Origin of the sequence: Rhizobium sp. P44RR-XXIV (assembly GCF_001999485.2) — a bacterium.
In the GTDB taxonomy this organism is placed as follows: Bacteria; Pseudomonadota; Alphaproteobacteria; order Rhizobiales; family Rhizobiaceae; genus Rhizobium.
The window spans coordinates 377,743-394,540 of the sequence record NZ_MPVZ02000028.1 but is presented as its reverse complement, the minus strand read 5'-3'; the positions used below and the strand labels follow the sequence as shown (position 1 = coordinate 394,540).

Annotated in this window: 16 protein-coding genes, 1 other RNA gene and 1 pseudogene; 10 read left to right on the top strand and 8 right to left on the bottom strand. The window is 59.7% G+C overall.

All coding sequences use genetic code 11. From position 1 onward, the window contains the following. Positions 1–125: 125 nt before the first annotated feature. The 3 genes from BSK43_RS19005 to BSK43_RS18995 form a co-directional block, all read right to left on the bottom strand. Positions 126–644, bottom strand: coding sequence for a dihydrofolate reductase (locus tag BSK43_RS19005; protein WP_077468972.1), 519 nt, complete (start codon positions 642–644; stop codon positions 126–128). A 106-nt stretch (positions 645–750) separates the two neighbouring features. After that, the gene (locus tag BSK43_RS19000; protein WP_077468974.1) at positions 751–1,587 is read right to left on the bottom strand and encodes an NAD(P)-dependent oxidoreductase; all 837 of its coding nucleotides are present in this window, start codon (positions 1,585–1,587) and stop codon (positions 751–753) included. A gap of 147 nt (positions 1,588–1,734) precedes the next feature. Next, the gene (locus tag BSK43_RS18995) at positions 1,735–2,301 is read right to left on the bottom strand and encodes an XRE family transcriptional regulator (RefSeq protein WP_077468976.1); all 567 of its coding nucleotides are present in this window, start codon (positions 2,299–2,301) and stop codon (positions 1,735–1,737) included. Between the two features lie 149 nt (positions 2,302–2,450). Here BSK43_RS18995 and BSK43_RS18990 point away from each other — a divergent pair, with 149 nt between their 5' ends. Next, positions 2,451–2,978, top strand: coding sequence for a GNAT family N-acetyltransferase (locus tag BSK43_RS18990; protein WP_077468977.1), 528 nt, complete (start codon positions 2,451–2,453; stop codon positions 2,976–2,978). Positions 2,979–3,017: 39 nt separating this feature from the next. Here the strand turns inward: BSK43_RS18990 and BSK43_RS18985 are convergent, their stop codons facing one another. Then, a complete protein-coding gene (locus BSK43_RS18985) occupies positions 3,018–3,938 on the bottom strand; it encodes a thymidylate synthase (RefSeq protein ID WP_077469373.1) in 921 nt (306 codons plus the stop codon). 203 nt (positions 3,939–4,141) lie between these two features. Here BSK43_RS18985 and ssrA point away from each other — a divergent pair. The 4 genes from ssrA (at position 4,142) to BSK43_RS18965 (ending at position 5,712) form a co-directional block, all read left to right on the top strand. After that, positions 4,142–4,512, top strand: a transfer-messenger RNA (tmRNA) gene (gene ssrA, locus BSK43_RS18980). Between the two features lie 121 nt (positions 4,513–4,633). Next, positions 4,634–5,143, top strand: a complete 510-nt coding sequence (locus BSK43_RS18975; RefSeq protein ID WP_077468979.1) for an SspB family protein — start codon at positions 4,634–4,636, stop codon at positions 5,141–5,143. Between the two features lie 56 nt (positions 5,144–5,199). Further along, positions 5,200–5,394: a DUF4169 family protein gene (locus BSK43_RS18970; RefSeq protein ID WP_077468980.1), complete on the top strand. Its 195-nt coding sequence runs from the start codon at positions 5,200–5,202 to the stop codon at positions 5,392–5,394. Between the two features lie 105 nt (positions 5,395–5,499). Beyond that, a complete protein-coding gene (locus BSK43_RS18965) occupies positions 5,500–5,712 on the top strand; it encodes a ribbon-helix-helix domain-containing protein (RefSeq protein WP_068398545.1) in 213 nt (70 codons plus the stop codon). 134 nt (positions 5,713–5,846) lie between these two features. On the opposite strand, the gene BSK43_RS18960 is transcribed toward BSK43_RS18965, so the two are convergent. Both BSK43_RS18960 and BSK43_RS18955 read right to left on the bottom strand, forming a co-directional pair. After that, entirely contained in the window at positions 5,847–9,608 is a 3,762-nt protein-coding gene (locus tag BSK43_RS18960) for an AsmA family protein (RefSeq protein WP_077468982.1), read from the bottom strand. Between the two features lie 361 nt (positions 9,609–9,969). Continuing rightward, positions 9,970–11,382, bottom strand: a complete 1,413-nt coding sequence (locus BSK43_RS18955; protein ID WP_077468983.1) for an FAD-linked oxidase C-terminal domain-containing protein — start codon at positions 11,380–11,382, stop codon at positions 9,970–9,972. Positions 11,383–11,753: 371 nt separating this feature from the next. Between BSK43_RS18955 and BSK43_RS18950 the strand changes: the two are divergent. The 4 genes and pseudogenes from BSK43_RS18950 (at position 11,754) to BSK43_RS18935 (ending at position 14,622) form a co-directional block, all read left to right on the top strand. Then, positions 11,754–12,528: pseudogene (locus tag BSK43_RS18950) on the top strand (transporter substrate-binding domain-containing protein). A 63-nt stretch (positions 12,529–12,591) separates the two neighbouring features. Further along, positions 12,592–13,263: an amino acid ABC transporter permease gene (locus BSK43_RS18945; protein WP_077468986.1), complete on the top strand. Its 672-nt coding sequence runs from the start codon at positions 12,592–12,594 to the stop codon at positions 13,261–13,263. Further along, positions 13,260–13,919: an amino acid ABC transporter permease gene (locus BSK43_RS18940; protein WP_077468988.1), complete on the top strand. Its 660-nt coding sequence runs from the start codon at positions 13,260–13,262 to the stop codon at positions 13,917–13,919. The genes BSK43_RS18945 and BSK43_RS18940 overlap by 4 nt, the downstream gene beginning before the upstream one ends. Beyond that, on the top strand, positions 13,897–14,622 hold the full coding sequence (locus BSK43_RS18935; RefSeq protein ID WP_068398527.1) for an amino acid ABC transporter ATP-binding protein: 726 nt from the start codon (positions 13,897–13,899) through the stop codon (positions 14,620–14,622). Before BSK43_RS18940 ends, BSK43_RS18935 begins: the two co-directional genes overlap by 23 nt. Before the next feature lie 7 nt (positions 14,623–14,629). Here BSK43_RS18935 and BSK43_RS18930 read toward each other — a convergent pair whose 3' ends face one another. Then, the gene (locus tag BSK43_RS18930; RefSeq protein ID WP_077468990.1) at positions 14,630–15,505 is read right to left on the bottom strand and encodes an AraC family transcriptional regulator; all 876 of its coding nucleotides are present in this window, start codon (positions 15,503–15,505) and stop codon (positions 14,630–14,632) included. Between the two features lie 35 nt (positions 15,506–15,540). Between BSK43_RS18930 and BSK43_RS18925 the strand changes: the two genes are divergently transcribed. Next, the gene (locus tag BSK43_RS18925) at positions 15,541–15,948 is read left to right on the top strand and encodes a DUF2000 family protein (protein ID WP_077468992.1); all 408 of its coding nucleotides are present in this window, start codon (positions 15,541–15,543) and stop codon (positions 15,946–15,948) included. Positions 15,949–16,006: 58 nt separating this feature from the next. On the opposite strand, the gene BSK43_RS18920 is transcribed toward BSK43_RS18925, so the two are convergent. After that, entirely contained in the window at positions 16,007–16,675 is a 669-nt protein-coding gene (locus BSK43_RS18920) for an OmpA family protein (RefSeq protein WP_077469374.1), read from the bottom strand. Positions 16,676–16,798: the final 123 nt, after the last annotated feature.

Below are 16,798 nucleotides of genomic sequence, written 5' to 3'. Positions count from 1 at the left end.
AACCCACGAAATTCGCAGGCGGCAGCGATTGTTTCCCGTTATAGGTATCGACACACCTGCTTTCAACGCGACTTGAGGAAGTTCGTCGGATTAACTGGAAAATATTTGCTTTTTCGCCGCCGCTTTCATGCTTTTCGCCTAAGATAGGTGACGAACCGCGTCGGATAAGTGTCCTTTTCACCTGCCGGCAAGGCGAGCTCGCTATCAACCCGCCAAAGGGCCGGATCGATGATCGGAAAGGATGTATCGCCATCCACTTCCGCCTCGACATGTGTGATCAGCAATTGGTCAGCCAGACCGATCGCCTGCCGATAGATCTCGCCGCCACCGAGAATGCAGATTTCGTCAATGCCGCCTTCCGCGGCAATGTGGGCGGCTGCATCAACGGCCTCTTCCAGCGAATGCACCACCGTCACGCCTTCGGGCGAAAAGCTTGCATCGCGCGTAATCACGACATTCGGACGGCCAGGCAGCGGCTTCCCGATCGATTGGAAGGTCTTGCGCCCCATGATGACAGGTTTGCCGAGCGTCATCGCCTTGAAGCGCTTGAGGTCGGACGACAGCCGCCAGGGCATATCGCCGTCGCGCCCGATAATATTGTTGCGCGATACGGCAACGACGATGGTTTTGATCGGCTGGGTCATGCGTCTTCCTCAAATACGGTCGCTGCCGTCATATGCGAGTCGGCCTTGCGCTTCCGCCGCATGATAGTCTGGACGATGGATCAAGAGCACCCCTTTCAACGCCCCGTCAGATACCTTTATTGAGCCCGTCGAGCTGCTCGGCCAGCACGCCGCCGCCTTCCCGGTCATCCGCCATCTTGCGGTAAAGACCGGCCATACCTTTGAATATCAGGGAGGCTGGATCGTCTTTGCCGAGGAACTCGGAAATCTCTTCCATCTCCGCAACCCAGCGATAGGCCTTCGGATACATGTCCGGAATGCCCTGCACCAGTTTTGCATCGAGATCCGGCTGGCTGTCCTGAAGTTCGCGTTTCAGCGCCTCGTCCGCACCGGAACGGATCGCCGCAAGCAGCATGGCCGTACCCAGACCCGTCACGCCCTTATTGATGCCGGCATAGCACATCTTCAGGGCCGAGGCGGCACCGATCGCCCCATCGACACGGCGCACCTCGAGGCCTCGTTCAGAAAGCATGGCGCTGCTGTTGGCCTCGTCACCGCTCACATAAAGCTTTGGCCCCTTCTGCCCGCTTTTCGGCGGCCCGCCGATGATGCAGCCATCGAGAACGACGCCGCAATCATTGCCGAAAACGGCCGCGACCTGCGTCATCGTCTGCGGCGAAATCGCGTTGCAGTCCATGAACACCGTTTTCGAGCCGCGCTGGCGTATCGCGGCAGCGACCTGTTCGGCAACGCTGATGGCGGTGGCAGGCGGTACGATGGAGAGGATGAGACCCGCGCCGGCGATAACGTCCAGCCCGATGGGCTCCATACCCGCAGCCTTCGCACGCTCGATGGTCGCCGGTGAGCGGCCCTCAAGGTAAGTCAGCACCTTCGCACCGTTTTCGACCAAACGCCTCGCAATGGCGCTGCCCATCGCGCCTGCTCCGATGACTGCAATATCCACGACTGAACTCCTTCTCCACGCAAGGCGACAACATAGCGCCTCGGGCATGACCGGACGAGCGGAATGGCTAGCGGTAACGATAAGTTTTACTGCGCGTGGAGAACTTTCCGCAGCCTGCTTTGCACCGCATGGCGGATTGGGCTGAAGCTAGACGTTGCGCAGAACAAGAACGGCATAGATGCAGGGCTTGTCGCCTTCGTTCCTGAACACACAATCCGTCGGTGGGCCGAGCTCGAGACAATCGCCTGCCGATATATGATGTCTTGCAGCGCCCTCGATAAAGGTCAGTTCACCCTCCAGCACCCAGATGAGCTGCCGCATGAACGCATAGGCCGATGCCGGCATCGGAACGTCCGCGCCTGCAGGCAATTCGATGCGAACCAGATCCAGCGGCAGGTCCGACTTTGGGGAAACATGTCGCCGCTCATAACCGGTCTGCGGATCGACCCAGACGGGCTGATCCTCCTTCTTCAAGAAACGACCCTGCTGCATTTCCGCACGGGCCATCAAGGCCGACATACTCAGGCTGAAGGCGCCCGACAGCTTACCTAGCAGCGTCGCTGTCGGACTGCTTTCCCCGCGCTCGATCTTATGGATCATGGCGCGCGAAACGGCGGAGCGTTCCGCAAGCTCCGTCAGCGACCAGCCGCGGCTCTCGCGCTCGATGCGAATACGTGCGCCTATCCGCCTGTCTATATCGTCAAGATGGGACATATGTGCTACTATAGTAGACTATTGGAAAGCCCGCAACCAGCTGGGCAAGCTTAATAATATCATGGACAATCGCTGAAATCGGCGTATGAGAGACGTAAGGATCAATCCAACATTCATCCAATTTAGTGGATAGCTTCACGGAGCAGTCGATGCAGATTCGCGATGCCAATGATGCCGATATTGCGGGAATAACCGCGATCTACAATGACGCTGTCGTCAACACGGCCGCGATCTGGAACGACACGCAGGTCGACATCGACAATCGCAGGCTATGGCTGCAGGATCGGCGCAAATTGGGTTATCCGGTGCTTGTTGCCACCAACGACCATGGCGATGTTGTTGGCTATGCCTCGTTTGGCGATTGGCGCGCCTTCGACGGTTATCGCCACACGGTCGAACATTCCGTCTATGTCCGCAACGACCAATATAGAAGCGGTATCGGCAAGGCGCTGATGGTCGAACTGATCGAACGGGCTCGATCGATCGGAAAGCATGCGATGGTCGCCGGCATTGAGGCTGGCAATGCGGCCTCTATCAGGCTTCATGAAAAGCTCGGCTTCCAGCAGGTCGGCCTGCTCCCGCAAGTCGGCACGAAGTTCGGCCGCTGGCTTGACCTCGCTTTCCTGCAATTGCTGCTCGACGAGCGTACTGATCCCGATTCAAAACCCGCAGCCTGAAAGCTGGGGCATCACTCTGCTCACAGAGGCGGGCGCCGGCTAAACCGCGACTTCGGCCGCGATCGCGGCGTGCGGTTCGTAACCGAGAACTTCGAAATCCTCAATACGGTAGTCATCGATGCTGTCAGGCCGGCGCAGCAGGCGCAGTGTCGGAAAGGGCTTGGGATCACGGCTCAACTGCTCACGGATCGCATCCAGATGATTGAGATAGAGGTGGACGTCACCACCCGACCAGACCAGCTCCCCCATATCCATGTCGACCTGCTGCGCGATCATCGCCAGCAAGATCGCCTGCTGCGATATGTTGAAGGGATTGCCGAGGAAAAGGTCGCATGAGCGCTGGAAGACCATCAGGCTGAGGCGCGGACGGCTGCCGTCTGTGTTGGATATATTCGACACATGGAACTGATACACCATGTGGCAGGGATGCAGCGCCATCTCGGCAAGCTCGCCGACATTCCAGGCATGAAAGATCATGCGGCGGCTGCTGGGATTGGTCTTCAGATCCCTGATGACGGATGCCAGCTGATCATGCACGCGGCCCTCGGCATCGCGCCACTGGCGCCATTGTTTGCCATAGACCGGACCGAGATCGCCCCACTGAATCGCAAACCCTTGGTCTTCCAGAATCCGTTTCTCGAAGGCGACCTGGTCGATGTCCTCGCCGGTGGCCTTGCGATATTTCGCGAGCGGCCAATCCGTCCAGATCCGCACATTTTCCCTCAGCAGATTGCGGATATTCGTGTCGCCGGTCAGAAACCAGAGCATTTCCTTGACCGCGAGCTTCCAGTAGACGCGCTTGGTCGTGAAGATCGGGATCTGCCCCTTCGACAGATCGAAGCGCATCATCGCGCCAAGACCGCTCAAGGTGCCGACGCCCGTCCGGTCGATGCGCCTGTCACCATGTTCGAGCAGGTGCGCCATCAGGTCGAGATATTGATACTCCGGGTGGCGAACCATCTTCAGCTCCGAAATCATTCTTGAAGTTTTGCAGTCGGTGCGAAAACCGTCAGCAGCAGTTCATCGGCTTACGATCGGCCGATTCCTTTTTCGCAAGTTTAATGACAAGCCGGCACGAAACCAACCATAGCGCCGCGTAATCCCGGCCAAATGTCGTATCCGGCGTCGCCAACCGCTGTTTTGGCAAAGCATTTGTGACAATTGCCCTTCCCTTCGCCCGCGGAAAACACTATATCACCCTTGCCGGTCTTCGGGCCGGCTATGGCGATAAATGAGCGGTGTAATAAACCTATTGGACCCGGGGGCGGTACCCGGCGCCTCCACCAAAAACCGGCCGGCCAAATCGGCGTCAGACCGGCTTTTGATGGGGGCGAAACAGGATCGACAAGGGTGTAAAGATCGACTTTTTGCTCGGCATTGTACCGCCGTTATCGGGCTAAAATTGTAGTTGCAAACGACAACTATGCGGAAGCTCGTCTCGCTGCTTAATCGCGGTGTGACACTTCAAATAAAGTCCTAAGGGGTCGCACTCTTAGGCGGGGTTCGAAGGCACCTGGCAACAGAAGCCTTCACCTTATCCTCCAGTGCTATATTATAGTAAGACAAGGCGATGACTCGCGCACGGGGCTTTCCCCTTGGCGCCGAGCGTGGCATAAGCCTTTAAAAAAACATGGGCTAACGAAAGACAGGAAAGCATGGCGCAGGATCACATCCGCTACGATATTTTGGCACAGGACGCCCTGCGTGGAGTCATCCGTAAGGTGTTGACTGAAGTCGGCGCTACCGGCCGTCTACCCGGTGATCACCATTTCTTCATCACCTTTCTGACAGGCGCACCTGGCGTGCGCATTTCGCAGCACCTGAAGTCGAAGTATCCGGAGCAGATGACCATCGTCATCCAGCATCAATTCTGGGATCTGAAAATCACCGAAAGCCTGTTCGAGATCGGCCTGTCCTTCTCCGACGTCCCGGAAAAGCTGGTCGTGCCTTTCAATGCGATCCGCGGCTTCTACGACCCCTCGGTCAATTTCGAACTCGAATTCGACGTTCCCTTGGCCGACGACGAGGAGGAAACCACGTCCGGCGAGATCACCGCCTATCCGGTTCCGGCCGAAGGCGCGGAAGAGCCCGCGGCAGCCAAGGATGGCGAGGAAAAGAAGCCGGGATCTGTCGTATCCCTCGACTCGTTCCGCAAGAAACAATAGCCGTATCAGGGGGAGCATCTGCTTCCCCTTTCCACATCGCCAATAGGAAGAGCTCGATGAGCGCGGAAATCGTCAATCTGCGTCAGTTTCGCAAGAAGCAAGCCCGTTCCGAAAAGGAAAAGGAGGCTGAGCAGAACCGCATCAGCTTCGGCCGCACCAAGGCAGAAAAGAACCTGACGAAAGCGCTCAACGACAAGGCCGCAAAGACCCACGAAGCCGGCCGGATGGACACGCCGAAAGCAGACGAATAATTACTGTGCCGGCATAAAAAAACTTCAGAAATCAGTTGCTTACTAAAGCATTTTGAATCATTTTCAGAAACACCCTACCCTTTCCGATTTTTGATCGATCCACCGATGATCCGTAAACATTCCGCGACGCTGCATGGCCATCGCACGAGCTTTTCCCTTGAGGACGCCTTCTGGACAGAACTGAAGGCGATCGCCAATGCGCGCGGCATTTCGCTCGCAGCACTGATCTCCGAAATCGACGACGGGCGTGAGGCCGGCAGCAATCTCTCCTCTGCGTTGCGCCTTTATGTTCTCAAATGGCTGAAAGACCGCCACTAGAACATTTCCGCTTTTTTTCGAATCGCGAAAACGCTCTATCTTTTTCTTTCTTGACGCATTCCGGACGGAAATACGCAGCGCTCCTTTGGCGGCTTGACCGCCACGGCTGCGAACAGGCTCACAAGCGCGGATGACTACTGAGCCACACCAGGCAATTCGTTGAAATTCAGGGGTGCTCCGGTTTTCGGAGTCTGGCCACTGGGTGCAGGCGTCTGCTGGGCTTCGGCCCTGGCCTTTGCCTCTGCGGCGGCCTTAGCCTTCGCCTCCTCGGTGGCGGCTCTCGCTTTGGCCTCGTCCGCTGCCTGCTTGGCCTTGGCCTCATCTTCCGCCTGTTTTTGCGCAGCTGCCTGCCGGGCGAGATCGCGCAGCCGGATCTCTTCTGCACGGCGTTGCTGCTCAATGGCCACATCCCGCTGGCGCTGCGCCTCACGTACGCCGGCGGTATATTTGTAGAGCGCCACCTCGCGCCGGAGCCGCTGCTTCTCCAGCACATTGGCCTGGAGGCGCTCGACCCGACGGCGCTCGCGCTCGAAAGCACGCACCGACAGGAAGCTGGTGACGTCAGTGATATTTATCGTCCGGCCAGGCGATGCCAGCAGACCGGCAAAATCGAGGCGCACAGCCGGTTCTGCGCCGCTCTGCGTCTCACTTCCGGCATTGAAGTCGATGCCGAGCGACCCGCGCATGCGCTCGTCCGGCAGGCTGATTTCGGCATTGCCGGAAAGTTTCGCCAGATCATTGCCGGCGGCAATATTGGTCGCGCGCACGACGCCGGCTGAAATGTTGAACGGTATGCTCGTGGCAGGCAGCACCGCTTCGCCATTGTTGAGCAGCGTCTGCACGATTGGCAGCACCTTGTCGGCCGTAATGTCACCCTGGATCTGGTCGGTCGCAGACAGCAATGGCGGCAGGACGGCAAGATTGAGGCCACGCACATGCGTTTCATCAAGCTTGATCTCGCCCGAACCGCTGGCATTGGCCGCAAGCTCGGCAAGGCTCTTGCCGCTTGCCTCGACATTCATTCCCAGGCCAAAGCGGCCGCTGGCGAGCGGCGCGCCGTCACGCTGCCAGGCAACGGCAGCGAGATCGCCGTCAGCAAGGTTCAGCTTCGTTTGCAGCAGCCCGGTGCCATCGGAGTTGGCAAGCATCAGGCTACCGCTCACCGTGCCGCCGTTCCAGCCGCCGGTCAGATCGTTCAACCGAAGCTCCTCGCCCTTATAGGCGGCATTACCCGTGAAATTCGTTATTGGACCGAATACGCCAGGCCATAGTTGCTTCGCAGACAGCTTGACGCCGATATCAAGCCCGGTGAAGGCCGGCAATCCGAGCTTCTCCCTGGACAGATTGCCAGTCTTGGCATCCGTCATCGGCCCGTAGATCGACTCCGCGAGCCAACCAAGATCCACCTTGTCAAGCGCCAGCGCACCGGTCGCCTTGATATTGGCAGCCTTTCTATCGAAGGTCAGCGCACCCGACACATTATTGTCAGCGAGCAACCCCTTCATATCGGACAGAACGATCTTGTCGGGGCTCAGCGCGGCATTGGCCTGGAATTTGACCGGCAGGCCGGTGCCCATTTGCGGCGTGCCGATACCGTTCATCACGAAATATGGATCGAGATCAGCGCTTTCGAGCGACAGCGCGATATTGCCATTGAGGAAGCTGTCAGGCCGCACATCGACCTTGCCATTCGCGGTGAACGACGTCTTGTCAGTCGCGAAGGTCAGCGCAGCATCGGCCGGATCAGTACCGTTTGCAGACACCTTCAGGGTCATGCGGCCATTGGCATCAGCTTCCACCGGCAATGGATCGAGACCTGCCTGACCGAAAAGGATCGAGGTAATTGAGTTTTCGAGCGTTCCCTCAAGCGTTGTTGTACCCTTGCCGGTGAAGGCCGAGAGATCAGACATCCGGTAATCGAAATTCACACGGCTGCCATTGGAGACACCGGCGAGCGTCACGGTCAAGGCATTGTCCTGATCGCCGCCGAGTGTCACTGCGCCGCGAAGCGCCGTGTTTCCATACCAGGCGGCATTGCGCACCAGCCGGTCCATGACGGGATGATGCGGCAGATGTTGGCGCAGCATTTCGAAGAATGGGCCGGGATCGGCAGCCTTGAAGGTGATTTCGCCCGACCCCTTGTAATCCGAGGGTGAGCCATCGGCACGCCCCGTTGCGGTGATTTCGGCACCGACGACATTGCGCACGGCAAGCTTGTCGATCGTCAGTGCACCGCCCGCGATGGAAAACGATGTGTCGACATTATCGGCCGGCACACCGAAGGCGACGAACTTTCCGGCCTGCAGATGCGCGGTGATGCGATGATCGAACAATGATTCCCCACCGTCCTGGCCGGTGAAGAGGCCCGTCAACGCTCTCAGCGCATCGAGATCGAGCGTATCCCCCATGAGATCGACGGCGAGCTTCGGTGCATCCTTCTCGTTCGGCACTTGCCGATCAAGCCGGCCCTTGAGCATCGCCGGGCCGATGGCGATCTCCAGGTTCTCGAAGCGCTGCTCCTCATGGCGCAGGCTGACATCGGCGGAGAAACCTGCCTGCCGCAGCTGCCGGATCGATGGATCGACAGACCCGACCAACCACGAAGCAAGCCCGGAGGGCTGGTTCGACGCGACGACGAGATTGCCGCTGAAGTTCGGCTCGCCCTGCAGCATCAGGTTGCCGCGTGCCTCGACCTGCGTACGCCCAGGCAGCGTGCCGATCGCATGATCGATCTTCCACCCCGTTCCCGCCGGCTCGAGATCGAGCTGCACGTCGCGCACGGTTGTGTCACCAGCGACGATTGCCGGCAGGCGGAAGGTCGCCTTGCCGGGTACCTGCGGCACCGGAATTTCAGCGGCGATCGCAATCAGGCTGTTCAGGCGCTGACGTGCCGAGACCGCCGGGTTGCGGTTGGTCTTGCCGTTGGTACCCTTGTTGTTGCCGAGACGATTGACGTCGATCTGCTGGCCATCGGCGGTTAGCAGAAACTCGGGCTTCGTCCCCGTATCCAGCGTCGCCTCGCCCGTCACCACATAGGGATCGTCGGCAGCACCGACCTCTAGGCGATACTCGGGCACGCGAATGCGATCGTTGGTCAGCTCGAAGCGACCCTTGATGCGAGGCTGGGCTTGCTGCTCGCCGGAATTGCCGGAGCGCTTGTCGTCGACACCGGCATTGAACGAACCCATGTAGTCCGGCTTGCTGTCGACCAGCTTCAGCTCGCCATCGAGGTCGACATTAAGGGGATGACGATCGGGCATCAGCCGGGTGCGGACGCGCAACACGCCATTGTCATCCGGCTGGCTGCTGGAAACCGTGAAGTTGCCGTGCTCGCCGTCGAGCGCCGCATCGCCCTCGATGCGCCACGGACCGGCCAGCGATTTGGCGGACATTTCGGCATTGAGACCGGTTACATGCCGGGTACGGCCGGATTGCTCGTCGATGAACAGCAGATCGCCGCCTTCCACATGCACGCTTTCGAGCACCACTGACTTTGCGGGAATCTCGGGCTGGCTGCCGCGCATCCAGTCGAGTGTGCCGTCCTTGAGCAGCCGCAGGCGTACCTTCGGCTTCGACACGCGCATGTCGAAGATCAGCGCTTCGCCGGACAGGAAGGGAGCAAGCTCGGCATCCATGGAGAATTCGTCAATCTGCACGAGCGGCGTGCCATCGGTCTCCTGGCCAACGCGGACATCATGCAGAGTTACGGATGGGAAAGGCAGGAGACGCGCGTCGACAGTGCCGTGAACCGTCACCTTCTTGCCGATGATGCGGCTCGCCTGATCCTCGAAATTCTTGCGAAAATCGGTCCAGTCTATGAAGAGCGGAGCGAGCAGTGCCACGAACAGCACCACTACGAGCAATCCACCCAGAAAAACCAGGACCCTACCTAACAATGCGCACCGTCTCCAATCTGCATTCCAAATAAGCGATAAACCGTGACCTATCGGAGCACATACACCACATCACCCCGGATACGCACGTTTCTATTGAACCCCATTTCAAAATCGCACCATTTTTCCAGGGCCTGCCGCATGATCTAGCGCATCCTGGCCGCTTTCCATGACATAAGTTGGGAAAAGCGGCTGCAGCCTAGAGCATGATGCCGAAAAGTGTAAGCGGTTTTCAGACGGCATCAGGCTCTACCTGTTTGATTCTAGGGCGGATTCAGATTTCAGGTCGGTTCGACCCAAAATAGTCCGGCTCTAGCGTCATTCGCACCGGCAGCAAGGCAGGATCGTGGGAACGCTCCCCTTCTCATTGGGGATGGAATATCTTTCCGGGGTTGAAAATCGCATCGGGGTCGAGCGCCTCCTTGACCTGGCGCATCAGATCGACGGCACTGCCGAGTTCCTGCTCGAGAAACGACATCTTGCCCTGTCCGACACCATGCTCGCCGGTGCAGGTGCCGTCCATGGCGAGCGCGCGCGCATTCAGGCGCGCAACGAAATTCTCGACCGTGGCAATCCCTTCGGGCGTCTTGTCGTCGAACAGCACAAGCACATGGAAATTGCCGTCACCGGCATGACCGACGATCGGCGCCAGCAACCCATGTGCCTCGATATCGGCCTGGGTCTCGGCAACGCATTCGGCAAGCCGCGAGATCGGCACGCACACATCCGTCGACAAGGCCGTCAACTCCGGCGCCAGCGCACGGCAGGCCCAATAGGCATCGTGGCGCGCCTTCCAGAGCTTGTTGCGCTCCTCGGCATTGGCAGTCCAAAGGAATTCGCCACCGCCGCATTCGGCGGCAATCTCGGCAAACTGTGCAGATTGCAGCGCAACTGTCTCCTCCGTGCCATGGAACTCGAGGAAAAGCGTCGGCTTCTCGTCGTAGGTAAGGCCCGAATAACGGTTGCAGGCGCGCATCTGCATGGCATCGAGCAACTCGATGCGGGCGACGGGAATTCCCATCTGGATCGTCATAATGACGGCATCGCAGGCCGCCTTCACATCCGGGAATGCGCAGGCGCCGCCAGCGATCTTCTGGGGAATGCCCTGCAGGCGCAGCGTTACAGACGTCAACACGCCGAGCGTGCCTTCCGCGCCGACGAACAGCCGGGTCAGGTCGTAGCCGGCGGATGATTTCTTGGCGCGGCGCGCGGTGCGAATTTCCTCGCCATTGGCGGTGACGACGGTCACTGCCAGCACATTGTCCTTCATCGTGCCGTAGCGCACGGCGTTCGTGCCTGAGGCGCGCGTCGACGCCATGCCACCGATCGAGGCGTTGGCGCCGGGATCGATGGGGAAGAACAGGCCGGTGTCGCGAAGATAGGTGTTGAGATCCTCGCGCGTCACGCCGGGCTCCACCGTGCAGTCGAGATCCTCGGCATTGACTTCAAGCACGCGATTCATCCGGCTGAAATCGATGGAAATTCCACCCTGTGGCGCATTCACCTGCCCCTCCAGAGAAGAGCCAGCGCCAAAGGGAATGATGGGCACCCTGTGCTCGGCGCAAGCCTTGACGACGGCCTGCACATCCTCGCTCGTTTCAGCGAAAACGACACCATCGGGAAGCTGAGCGGGAATATAGGTGGTAGTATGGGCATGTTGCGCGCGAAAGCTTTCGCCGGTCTGGAAGCGCTCGCCGAATGCCTGTTTCAGGACACCGAGAACGACTGATATCCCAGCCTCGTTACGTATCCCCGCCTTCGCATCAGCCAGAACCATAATTCGAATCTCCCATCGCGCGCATCGAAAGGCGTTAACCTTTTGACGGTTCTATGGGACATAGAAAGGGCGGTGTCCAGTCATGAAAATGACCTGCATTCCTGACCTCATATTGCCCGTCGCGCCTTTTGGATCGGACCCGCCTCAAAGCCCTGAAAAAGGTCCGCACAAAGAAACGCCACGGCTCAATATGCGCAAATTTTAGGCAAACGCCACACAAAATATCCGCCGAAGATGGGGCCCCATTACACTGGCACCGGCAGCTAGTGGAGATCAGCGTCTCACAGGCGACTGGCATGCCGCTTGCTTTTTGCCTTCCAGCTTACATAGCCCGATTGGAAGGACATTCGATGAAGCGCAGACAATTGCTCATGGCACTCGGCATCGCGATACTCGCGACGGGATCGCTTTCCGCCCCGCACGCAGCAAGGGCGGACGCCTTGAGCGACATCGCATCGCGCGGCACGTTGCGGCGTCGCCGTTCCGCAGGACTTCCCGCCGTTCGGCAGCGTCGGCACGGACATGGCGCCGATGGGCTATGACATCGATATCGCCAACCTGATTGGCGAAAAGCTTGGCGTGAAGACTGAACTTGTACCGGTCACCAGCGCCAACCGAATTCCCTATCTGCAGACGAACAAGGTCGATCTGGTGATTTCCAGCCTCGGCAAGAATGCCGAGCGCGAGGCCGTCATCGATTTCTCCGACGCCTATGCGCCGTTCTTCAACGGGATCTTCGGCCCGGCTGAGACGGCCGCCACCAAGCCGGAGGATCTTTCCGGCAAGACGATCGGCGTCACCCGCGGCGCGATCGAGGATCTGGCGCTGACGAAGGTCGCGCCGCAGGACGCGACGATCAAGCGCTACGAAGACAATAACGGCACCATCTCGGCCTTTCTCTCTGGCCAGGTACAACTGATCGCCACGGGCAACGTCGTCGCCGCGGCGATCCTTGCCAAGAACCCGCCGAAAAAGCCCGAGATGAAATTCCTCATCACCAATTCGCCCTGCTATATCGGCCTCAACAAGAGCGAGCCGGCCCTGCAGAAGAAGGTCGATGAGATCATCGCCGCCGCCAAGGCCGATGGGACGCTGAACAAGATCTCGCAGAAGTGGCTCGGCGCCGACCTTCCAGCCGGCTTCTGATCAACGCACGACGGACCGCGCTGCCGGCTGGCGGCGCGGCCTGTCCGAGCGAGGCATCTTCCCATGCGCTATCATTTCGACTTCGGCTGGCTCGCCGAATATTACCCGGTCCTGGTCAACGGTGTCCTCGTCACGCTCGAGCTGACTCTGATCGGCGCCGTGCTCGGCATCATCCTAGGCATCGCCTGTGCCTGGGTGCGCGCTCTCGGTCCGCGCTGGCTCAAGCCCCTTGTCGCCACCTATGTCGAGCTGATCCGCAACACGCCATTTCTGATCCAGCTCTTCTTCATCTTCTTTGGCCTGCCCGGCATCGGTGTCCAGATGAACGAGATGACAGCCGCCAATCTCGCCATGGTCATCAATCTCGGCGCCTATAGCTGCGAGATCATCCGCGCCGGCATACAGGCAACGCCGCGCGGCCAGTTTGAGGCCGGCGCCAGCCTGGCGATGACGCCATTCGAGACCTTCCGTCATGTCGTCCTCGTGCCCTCCCTGCAGCGCATCTGGCCGGCGCTGTCATCACAGGTCGTCATCGTCATGCTCGGCTCCTCGGTCGTCTCGCAGATCGCGGCGGAAGATCTGACCTTCGCGGCAAACTTCATCCAGTCGCGCTCCTTTCGCGCCTTCGAAGCCTATTTCGTGTCCACGGCGATCTATCTGGCGCTGGCGATCCTGCTCCGGCAGGCGCTTGCGGCTGTCGGCGCATTGATCTTTCCACGCAGGGCCAGCCGATGATCCAGTTCACCACATGGGATATTCTCCGCGGCCTGCTTTTGGCCACGCGCTGGACAATACTTCTGTCGCTGGTCTCTTTTGCCGGCGGCGCCATCGTCGGCGCGACCCTGCTGTTGCTGCGCATCGGCAAGCGCAAAGCCGGTCGCGTCGCCGTCAAGTATTTCGTCGAACTGTTTCAGGGCACGCCGCTGCTGATGCAGCTCTTCCTTGCCTTCTTCGGCCTCGGCCTTGTCGGCATCGACGTGCCGGCATGGCTGGCCGCCGGTGCTGCCCTGACCCTATGGTCTGCCGCCTTCCTCACCGAAATCTGGCGCGGCTGCGTCGAAGCTGTTGCGAAAGGCCAATGGGAGGCTTCGGCCAGCCTCGGCATGGGCTATCTCCAGCAGATGCGATACGTCATCCTGCCGCAGGCGCTGCGCATCGCCGTGCCGCCGACGGTCGGTTTCTCCGTGCAGGTCGTCAAGGGCACCGCCCTCACCTCGATCATCGGCTTCGTAGAGTTGTCGAAGGCCGGCACCGTCATCACCAATGCGACCTTCCAGCCATTCACCGTCTACGGCTTCGTCGCACTCATCTATTTTGCCCTGTGCTGGCCGCTGTCGAAAAGCAGCCAGATCCTGGAAAGGAAGCTCAATGTCGCTCATCGAGGTCACTGAAGTCCGCAAGAGCTTTGGCACCAACGAGGTTCTGAAAGGCATCAACCTCGATGTCGAACCCGGCGAGGTGATCGCCATCATCGGCAAGAGCGGCTCGGGAAAGTCGACGCTTCTGCGCTGCATCAATGGGCTGGAGACGATCAATGACGGCTCGATCTCGGTCGCAGGCGCGCAACTCCTGCCCGACGACCTGCACTTGAAGGCGCTGCGGCTGAAGGTCGGCATGATCTTCCAGCAATTCAATCTCTTCCCGCACTTGAGTGCGGGCCGCAACGTCATGCTGTCGCAAATGGTCGTCAAAAAGATCGCCAAGGCAGAAGCGGAGGCCATGGCGCGGCGGATGCTCGATCGCGTTGGCCTCGGGCACAAGTTCGACGCCTATCCGGACGAACTCTCCGGCGGCCAGCAACAGCGTGTCGCCATTGCCAGAGCACTCGCCATGCAGCCGATCGCACTTCTCTGCGACGAGATCACCTCGGCGCTCGACCCGGAGCTGGTCGCCGAAGTTCTCGCCGTTGTGCGCGAACTGGCAAGCGAAGGCATGACGCTGCTGATGGTGACGCATGAGATGAAATTCGCCCGCGACGTCTGCTCCCGCGTGGTCTTCATGCATCAGGGGCGAGTTCACGAAATCGGCCCACCGAGCGACGTCTTTGCCAATCCACAGACGCCGGAACTCAAGCAGTTCCTCGGCCACCACTGAAAGCTGGTCAGCCCCGCTGTCCGCCTCCCCGCACCATGTTGCCCCAAGCACCGGGCGCGATGCCGAAGGCCTTCTTGAAATGTCGGGTCAGATGACTTTGGTCGGCAAAGCCGGTCGCAGCGGCAATTTCGGCAATCGGCTCACCCTGGCTGATCATGATCTTTGCCTGCTGCAGCCGCCGCATCAGCAGGAAGCGGTGCGGACTGGTGGCGAAGGCAGCTCGAAAATGCCGGGCGAGCGCGAAACGGTCGAGGCCGGTGATCCGCTCAAGGTCCTCTGAACTCACGCCCCGGGTCGCATGCGCTTCCAGATAGTCGCGCGCCGCTTTCGCCTGCCCCCAGGCGATGCTGCCCAGCGGCCTCAGCGGCAGGCGCGCATGCTGTACAAGGCCATCGGCAAGCTGCGAGACGAAGTCGTCGACGAAGAGTTCATCGAGTTCCCGATCGAGTTCGCCGAGTGCCGCCAACAGCAGGCCAGCAAAGCGATTGTCTTCAATCACAGGCTCGTCGACGAAAGGCAGGCCTATGCGCGCCGCCTCCAGACATTGAAACAGCACGGAAGGCTCCAGATAGAGCATCCGGTAGACGAGGCCGTCATCGGTTGCCGCCCCGCCGTCATGCAGCTCGTCCGGATGCAGAACGATCACCCGCCCCGGCAGGCTGTAGCGCTGCTCGCCACGATAACGGAAGGTCTGAACGCCGCGCATGGTGACCCCCAGCGCATAGGTGTCGTGCCGATGGAGATCGAAGGCGTCGCCGCGAAATTGCGCCTGTATGCGTTCGATGCCCGGATAGGCGGGCGCCGAGAGGATGCGGTTCGCTTCAGGCGTCACGCACAAACGTTCAAGACCCTCGAAGATCTGTCCGGCTACATCCTCGCGCAACGTCCCATTTCCAGACTGCATGAAAGTGACCACCGATGTTCGATACCAAAATCGCGATCGTCCTGCGAAGCGACCTTCAATCCTGGCAAAAACTGAATGTGACCGCATTTCTGACAAGCGGCATTGCCGGACAAAATCCGGAAATCATCGGCGAACCCTATCGCGATCGTGCCGGCAACGTCTACAACGCATTGTCGATCCAGCCGATCATCGTCCTATCGGCCGACGAAGACAGCATCGCCACCATCCATCGCCGCTCGCTGGAACGCGGCGTCACCTCTTCGCTGTTCATTGAAGAAATGTTTGCGACCGGTCACGACGCGGCCAATCGCGCCGTCTTTTCCGAATTCGCCCCCGAAGACGCCAAGGTCGTCGGCATCGCCATCCGGGCCGACAAGAAGATCGTCGACAAGATCACCAAGGGCGCAAGCATGCACGCGTGATAACAGCGCGCAAGAAAAACGGCCGGATCTCGCGATCCGGCGTCTTGATTGAAAGGACTCAGCCGTTCTGCGTGATCGGCGCGATCTGGATCTCGACACGGCGGTTCTGGGCGCGGCCAGCCTCGTTTGCGTTTGATGCGACCGGCTGCGTGGGGCCGAAGCCAATGGCGGACATGCGGCGCTGATCGATACCCTGACTACCGAGGTAGGAGGCAACAGAACCGGCGCGGCGTTCGGACAGATCCTGGTTGTGCTGCAGGCTGCCGGTCGAGTCCGTATGACCGTTGACATCGATCAGGGTGCGGTTGAACTTGCGCAGAACGATGGCGACCGAATTAAGCGTCGCGAAGAATTCCGGCTTGATCGCATCCCGGTCGATATCGAAGGTAATCGCCGACGGCATGTTCAGGATGATGCGGTCGCCAGCGCGGGTAACCGAAACGCCGGTGCCCTGCAGCTGTGCGCGCAGCTCGGATTCCTGCTGGTCCATATAGTTGCCGATGCCGGCACCTGCGAGTGCGCCGACACCGGCGCCGATCAGCGCTGCATTGCGGCGCGAAGACGGCGAATGACCGATGAGAAGGCCGGCCACAGCACCGACGCCCGCACCGAGTGCCGCACCGCCCGCCGTGTTGGACATCTTCTGCTCGCCCGTATAGGGGTCGGTCGTCGTGCATGCGTTCAAAAAGGCCGCCGCTAGGGCAAGCATGGCAATTTTCTTGATCATAGAATCGTCGCTCTCCAGTTCGATGGCCGCAGCAGATATGAAGCATTGCGGCAATATGATGAAGAGAAAACTTCTCCAGACCGTTGTCCCCTGTGCACAGCGCAAACGTGCGGCTTTTCAGAA